Source organism: Campylobacter sp. BCW_6877 (assembly GCF_001762445.1).
Classification (GTDB): domain Bacteria; phylum Campylobacterota; class Campylobacteria; order Campylobacterales; family Campylobacteraceae; genus Campylobacter_D; species Campylobacter_D jejuni.
The window spans coordinates 21,485-28,472 of record NZ_MJWW01000008.1 but is presented as its reverse complement, the minus strand read 5'-3'; the positions used below and the strand labels follow the sequence as shown (position 1 = coordinate 28,472).

6 protein-coding genes are annotated in these 6,988 nt (G+C 29.5%); 1 reads left to right on the top strand and 5 read right to left on the bottom strand.

Going from position 1 to position 6,988, the window contains the following annotated elements; genetic code table 11:
- The first annotated feature begins 201 nt into the window (after positions 1-201).
- The gene (locus AJ936_RS00510; protein WP_070273945.1) at positions 202-1,956 is read left to right on the top strand and encodes a lipopolysaccharide assembly protein LapB; all 1,755 of its coding nucleotides are present in this window, start codon (positions 202-204) and stop codon (positions 1,954-1,956) included.
- 3 nt (positions 1,957-1,959) lie between these two features.
- Here AJ936_RS00510 and AJ936_RS00505 read toward each other — a convergent pair whose 3' ends face one another.
- The 5 genes from AJ936_RS00505 to AJ936_RS00485 all read right to left on the bottom strand — a co-directional run bounded on the left by AJ936_RS00505 (position 1,960) and on the right by AJ936_RS00485 (position 6,988).
- The gene (locus AJ936_RS00505; RefSeq protein ID WP_079860884.1) at positions 1,960-2,727 is read right to left on the bottom strand and encodes a hypothetical protein; all 768 of its coding nucleotides are present in this window, start codon (positions 2,725-2,727) and stop codon (positions 1,960-1,962) included.
- Between the two features lie 39 nt (positions 2,728-2,766).
- The gene (locus tag AJ936_RS00500; RefSeq protein ID WP_070240283.1) at positions 2,767-3,531 is read right to left on the bottom strand and encodes a 3'(2'),5'-bisphosphate nucleotidase CysQ; all 765 of its coding nucleotides are present in this window, start codon (positions 3,529-3,531) and stop codon (positions 2,767-2,769) included.
- An 81-nt stretch (positions 3,532-3,612) separates the two neighbouring features.
- Positions 3,613-4,881, bottom strand: coding sequence for a citrate synthase (locus tag AJ936_RS00495; protein ID WP_070240235.1), 1,269 nt, complete (start codon positions 4,879-4,881; stop codon positions 3,613-3,615).
- A gap of 114 nt (positions 4,882-4,995) precedes the next feature.
- Positions 4,996-6,171, bottom strand: coding sequence for a cation:proton antiporter (locus AJ936_RS00490; RefSeq protein ID WP_070273944.1), 1,176 nt, complete (start codon positions 6,169-6,171; stop codon positions 4,996-4,998).
- Entirely contained in the window at positions 6,152-6,988 is an 837-nt protein-coding gene (locus AJ936_RS00485; RefSeq protein WP_002855968.1) for a biotin synthase, read from the bottom strand. Before AJ936_RS00485 ends, AJ936_RS00490 begins: the two co-directional genes overlap by 20 nt.

The window sequence follows — 6,988 nt, the reverse complement described above, 5'->3', positions numbered from 1 at the left end:
TCTTATAAAAGATCATACTTAGTTTAATTAGTTTACTCTCCTACTTGTTAAAAATTTCATCCTAATAATTTTAAAATTATTAGGATGGATGTTTTTATTGTATTTATTTTTGTTTTATTATTTAATTTTATAAAAATATAATTATCTTTTTATGCAACTTATAAGATAATATTGGATTTAATGTAACCATCAAGGAAAAATATGTTTGATAAAATTCATTATTATTATTTTAATGCTAATTATGAAAAATGTTTAAACTTGAGTGAGCAATTTTTAAAAGAAAGTCCAAAATTTGCTTTAGAATTTGCTATGCTTTCTTCTTATAAACTTTCTCTTTTTCAAAAAGCTTTATATTATGCTCAAGAGCTTTTTTCTTTAAATCCTACAAGTTTTAATGGTCTTATGCTTGCTAAAAGCTATATTGAAAATTTAAGACTTGATGAAGCCTTGAATTTATTACAAACACTTTTAACTCGCAAAGATGATTTAGAAGATGAACTTAAGTTAGAATTGGCTTTTATTTATAAACTGAGTAATAAACTAGAAGAATCTGAACAAATTTTCAAAGAATTACTTTCTAAAGATATGTATAATCTTAATCTATGGAAAAATTATGCAGAAATTTATTTTAAACATGATTTTACGAAGGCATTAAATGCACATGAGCACTTGTGTCATTTTATGCAAGATTTGATTGATAAACTACAAAAAGGAATCATTGCTGAACAAACCAATCTTAATTTAGTCAAACTCGAAGATAGGCTTCACAGTAAAACCAAAGAAAATCTTACCATTTCTAAAATAGAAGATTTTTTAACTCATCAAATTTTACCCCAAAAAGCATACTTGCTTTTTAAGCTTTTTAGAATATCTGATTCTTTAGAACTTTTTCAATCACTACAAGAAGCCAATCAACACCATGCACAGTTTTGGCAAAACTATGCTAAGGTATTAGAATTTAACTCAAACTATCAAGAAGCTTATCATGCTTATAAAAAATGTCTTAGCTTGGATTCTCATGCAACCTATCAATTTGATTTGGCTTATCTTTTGATGCGTATGGGAGTGGATGATAATTTTGAAGAGGGCAAGAAATATTATGAAAGCAGATTATTTTATGCTCATAATGAAACTTTTTCTACTTATCATTATAATGAAAGCCTAAAAGCTTTTAATAAATTTGGCGTTGATGCTTTTAAAAATAAAGAAGTTTTAGTATTTTGCGAGCAAGGCTTTGGCGATACTATAATGTATGCAAGATGCTTAGAAAAACTTTGCAAAATCGCTTCAAAGGTTTTATTTGCTCCTCAAAGTGCCATGTATGAAATGTTTAAAAATCAAATCAAATTTTTAAATCAAAATGATGATATTTTTAAAAATGTAAAGGTTTTAAAAAATCTACCTACAAATTTTGATTATGCTATTCCTATTTGTTCTTTGCCTTTTTTTATTGATATTAAGCTTGATGAGATTACACGATTAAAAACACCTATATTGCCACAAAAAAAACCGCATAATAAAAGAAAAAAACTTGGTATTTTTTACTCTACTCCTAATGCTGAAAATTCTGATTTATTAAGAAATGTAAAATTTGAATTTTTATTTGATATATTAAAAGACTTAGATTATGAAATCATTTCTTTTCAAATGCAATTAAAAGAAGAATTACCTAAGGTAATAGAAGATAGAAGCAAGCTTATAAAAAATTGGAATGATACTCTAAATTATTTATATGATATTGACTGTATGCTTAGTATTGATAGTGCTATAGCGCATTTAAGTTTAGCTATGGATCTTCCTACTATAGTTCTTTTACATCCTAGGTTTGATTGGCGTTGGGGAAAATTTGAAAATCCTAAAAGTTATTTTTGGCCAAAAGCAAAATGTTTTATCATAAAAGAACAAGAAGAAACAAAAAGGAATTTGCAAAAACTGATTAAAGAAATCTTAAACTAAAGCTTAGTTTAAGAGCTTTAGGTGGAAAATTTGGTTTTTGATAACATCAGCTAGCATTTTTGGCATTTGGTTTATAATATCTTGATAATTTTGCTTTGCATCTTGACCTTTTAATGTCAAATTTAATTTTGCATTTTTTGCTGCAAGAATTTTTCCATTACTTGTAGAAATGATTTTAAAATTAATACTAGCCACACCTTCCTTACTCGTTGTGATAAAATAATTTGTAATATTTACATAAAAATCTTGCAAATTTACCACCACAACATAATCTGTAAATTTAGCATACATTTTAGCCTTGTCTTTTTCTTGTGTTAAAAAAGGACTTACATTTATAAGTTTTGCATCTTTAGGACTAAAATGCGACAAAGTTTTAGAACTTTGATAAATACCATTTGCAGCAGAATTAACCCAATTAAGTTTTAAACTTTGAATCAAATTTTTAGCAAATAATGTAGAAAACTCCTTATCACTCACCCTAAAACCATCTAAAAAATAACCGAAATTTTTCCTAAAAGTTAATACAATAGCAAAATCAATATCTTTATCTTTGCTGATTTGTGATTTTTTTTCAATCAAAGTAGAACTATCAAACAATGCTTTTTGTTGATTTAGATTTGGATTTGCAACATTTTGATTTAGATCTATTAGCTCAAAACTATCTGCGCTTTTTTCAATTTTAATAACTTTTTTCTGAGAAAAATTATTTGCCAAAAGATTAGAACTTAAAACTAAACTTAAAAACAAAATGAAACAATACCTCATTTTCATCCTTGTAAATTATTTAAATATAAAATTATACTCTTTATTTTATAAAAAATCTTGTAAAAAATTCATAGATGAAACACAAATAAAAGGACTGGATTTATAATTTAAAGGGTTATATAAAATGTATTTTTTAGAAAAATCTCCCATAAATCCTCCATTTTGATTAATCAAAAAATCTCCTGCTACAATATCCCAAATATTAAGCTTTTCAAATCTTTTATAAACTCCTGCCTTAGCCTCTAAAATAGCACAAAATTTTAATCCAGAGCCTATATTAATAGCTTCTAATTGATGCTCTTTTGCAAAGTCTTCATCTTCTTTGCTAAGATGATTAACACTCAATAAGGCTTTATATTTATTTTTCTCGTATTCTTGCTGGTCAATTTGCAAAGGTTTATCGTTTTTATAAACCTTAGTTTTTGCATGAGCATAGAATATATCACCTTTTGATGGATTTTGTATAAGCGATAAAACAGGGCGATTATCATGAACCAAACTTACCATAACGCAAAATTCATCACTGCCTTTTAAAAAACCACTTGTTCCATCAAGAGGATCAATAAGCCAAAAAGTTTTTAATTCTTCACATTCTTCTTTGCTGAGTAATTTTTCTTCTGATAAAATTTTAATATCCGTAGAACCTAAAATATCATTTAAAATTTTATTAGAAGCAAGATCTGCTGATGTAAGTGGGCTTTTATCTTCTTTTTCCCAAGTTTTAAAATTTTTTCTCTCTTTTAAAATAGCTTTAGAAGCTTGATTGCTAGCATTTATAGCAATTTCTAAAAATTTATCAAGATTAAGCATGATTATAAGACTTTCTATAAGATTTTTTAAAATTATACAAGAAGATTTTGTGGAATTTTTAATTTCCACAAAAATTTTTAATTAAATTTTACTAGTTTCACCCAAATAAAGTTGTCTTGGACGGACTATTTTAAGACTTTCTTGCTCTTTTTGTTCTATCCACTGAGCTATCCATCCTGGGGTGCGTCCTATAACAAATAAAGTGGCAAACATTTCATTTGGAATACCTAAGGCTTTTAAAATAAGTCCGCTATGAAAATCAACATTCGGATATAGCCCTCTTTGTACAAAATAATCATCATTTAAAGCAATCTCTTCTATACGCGTTGCTACTTTAATAAGATTGGTATCAATACCCAACTCATCAATAAGTTGATCACGAAGTTTTTTAAGTACTTTTGCTCTAGGATCAAAATTTTTATAAACCCTATGCCCAAAGCCCATCAAACGGAAAGGATCGTTTTTATCCTTAGCCCTTTTGATGAATTCATCTACCCTATCAACACTACCTATTTGCTCAAGCATTCTAATAACACCTTCATTAGCTCCACCATGTGCATGACCCCAAAGTGCACCAATACCTGCTGCTATACAGGCATAAGGATGAGCATGAGTTGAACCCACAGCACGAACCGTTGAAGTTGAAGCATTTTGCTCATGATCTGCATGAAGCATAAAAACTGTATCAAGTGCTTTTACTTCTATAGGTTTAAGCTCTACATGATCGTAAGGATAAGTTCTTAACATATATAAGAAATTTTCTGTAAAACCACGATCTAAATTTGGATAAGCCATAGGAAAGCCATGTTTATATCTATAAGCGGTGGCGACTATAGTAGGGATTTTAGCCACTATTCTAGCTGCCATTTCCATATATTCTTCTTTTACGTTCATGTTTAAATGATCAGGATAAAAAGCACTAAGCGATGAAACAGCACCTTGTAAAACTGCCATAGGATGAGCATTATCAGGGAAAGAATCAAAAAGACGATGCATACCTTCATGGATAAAAGAACGCTTTTTCATTTCATAACGAAACGCTTCAAGACGCGTAGCATCAGGTAATTCTTTATAAAGTAAAAGATGAACCACATCTAAATAAAGTTTGTTTTCAGCAAGCCACTCTATAGGATAGCCACGGTGCATTAAAATTCCGTTTTCTCCATCAATATAAGTGATTTTTGATTTACAAGTAGCCGTAGAAGTCAAGCCCTCATCATAAGAAAACATTCCTGTTTGTTTATAAAAACTTGACATATCTACAACGCTTGGTCCAGTTGTACCATCATATATAGGAAATTCATAGCTTTTTCCATTTCTATTATCAGTTATAGTAACGGAATTTGACATTTTCGCTCCTTTTATTGTTACTTTTATTAATTCTAACAAAAAAGGACGATTATGAGTTTTTTTATTATTAAATTTTTAAGATTTTGTTTGTTTTTTTGAGTAAAAAAGTAACTTTCATTTTTTAGAATTAGAAAGAAATTTAATCATACTCATAACAATAATAGCCTCAAATAATGCTGTTAAAATAAGCGCTGAATAAAGCTTCTCATCAATAACCTTGCCCGAATAACCCAAAGTAGCTGTTGCTATAAGCAAGGTTAAAGGCATAGAATGACTAAGACCAAATAAAATCATATTTTTAAAACCAATTCTTTTTAAAAAAACACTTGCACATAAAATTCTTAAACCCACCATAACAAACATAAGCAAAAATGCTTGTAAAACGATTTTATAATCTAAAATCATTTTAAGATCAAAGGTTGAACCTATATGGATAAAAAAAATAGGGATCAAAAACCCGTGTCCAAAAGTAGAAAGCTTGTGCTCAAGATCTTTTTTATGATCAAAAAAAGTAGCTATAAATGAACCTGCTATAAAAGAACCAAGAACGATTTCAAGTTTTGTAATAACCATAGCAACAATGATCAGTATAAAAATCGCCATACAAAATCTTACATCTTTTTCATTTTTATCTTCCCATGGCATAAGCACAACTTTAAGCTGAGGATACCACCAAAAAAGCACACCAAGCATTTTAAACCCAAGCAAACAAAGTCCCAAAAAGATATTAAGATATAAAATACTTTGTGCTACATCAATAATACCTGTTCCTTCTCGTAAAAAAGCTCCCGCTATAGTCAAAAGCACAATAGAAATCACCTCAGCTAAAGTAGCTACTATCATAGCAATATTTAACCAGTAACACTCTTTTCCAAAATCCTTAAAAAGTAAAGATAAAAGCCCTACACTCATCACAGGTATAATGATAACAAATACTAAAGAAAGTCCAAAAATCCATACTATAAAAGAAGATAAAGCATAAAGTAAAAAAATATAAAAAAAACTTTTTTTGACAACTTCTTTATCCATATTAAAGAAGGCTCTTAAATTTACCTCCATGCCTGCTATAAACATTAGATAATAAAAACCTACATTTGCCAAAAGTGCAAAATTTTCACTTTTTCCTATGAAGCCAAAATACGCTATTATCGCCCCTAAAATAATTTCAGTAGCTGAAAGAGGCAAGCGTAAAATTTTTGCAATATGCGGAGAAAAAAGTAAGCATAAAGCTATAACAATAAGAATTTTTAAATCAATTAAACCTTGCAGATCAATGACACTCTGATGCAAAAGTAAATCCCATTTCTTTTAATTTTATTATATCTTGACTTGGTTCTTCACCTTTAGTGGTTAAATAATCCCCTATAACAATAGCCCCAGCACCTGCTTGAAAAATTTCATATTGTCTTTCTCGTAATACCACTTCACGCCCACCTGCTACCATTACCACGCTTTGCGGTAAAGCCTCTTTGGTATCACGAACAATTTTTAAGGCTTCATCGGCACTCAGTCTTGGAACTTGTAGTTTTAAATTTTCATTTGCTATAAAAAAATTAATAGGCGTTGAAAAAGGCTGTAATTCTTGCAAAGATTTTCTAAAACTTAGCCTATCTTCTTCACTCTCACCCATACCATAGATTCCACCACAACAAAGCATAAGCCCTGCTTCTTTAGCGTTTAAATTGGTTTGAAATCTACTTTCCCAAGTATGCGTGGTGCAAATTTGTGGAAAAAATTCCTTAGAAGTTTCAAGATTGTGATTATAAGAAAAAATTCCTGCTTTTTTAAGTTCTTTGAGTTGTTCCACGCTTGCCATGCCATTACAGGCAATTAAAAGCAAGTTAGGCACTTCTTTTTGCACGGCCTTAGCAGCTTCGCAAACATACTCAAGCTTTTCATCATCAAGCCCAAGTCCTGCTGTAACCAAACAAAAACCCAAGGCTTCATTTTTCTTTGCCATTTTTGCTTCTAAAACGATTTGTGAAAGTTCTTTACGACGATATTTTTGAATATCTGTTTTTACATGGGCACTTTGGGTACAGTATTTACAGTCTTCTGAACAATTTCCACTCGCTATATTTGAAATAGCACAAAGCATGATTTGCAT

Excerpts from the sequence above, each read along its gene's own strand:
- AJ936_RS00510 (WP_070273945.1), top strand. The coding sequence starts at position 202 with ATGTTTGATAAAATTCATTATTATTATTTTAATGCTAATTATGAAAAA.
- AJ936_RS00505 (WP_079860884.1), bottom strand. The coding sequence starts at position 2,727 with ATGAAAATGAGGTATTGTTTCATTTTGTTTTTAAGTTTAGTTTTAAGT.
- AJ936_RS00500 (WP_070240283.1), bottom strand. The coding sequence starts at position 3,531 with ATGCTTAATCTTGATAAATTTTTAGAAATTGCTATAAATGCTAGCAAT.
- AJ936_RS00495 (WP_070240235.1), bottom strand. The coding sequence starts at position 4,881 with ATGTCAAATTCCGTTACTATAACTGATAATAGAAATGGAAAAAGCTAT.
- AJ936_RS00485 (WP_002855968.1), bottom strand. The coding sequence starts at position 6,988 with ATGCAAATCATGCTTTGTGCTATTTCAAATATAGCGAGTGGAAATTGT.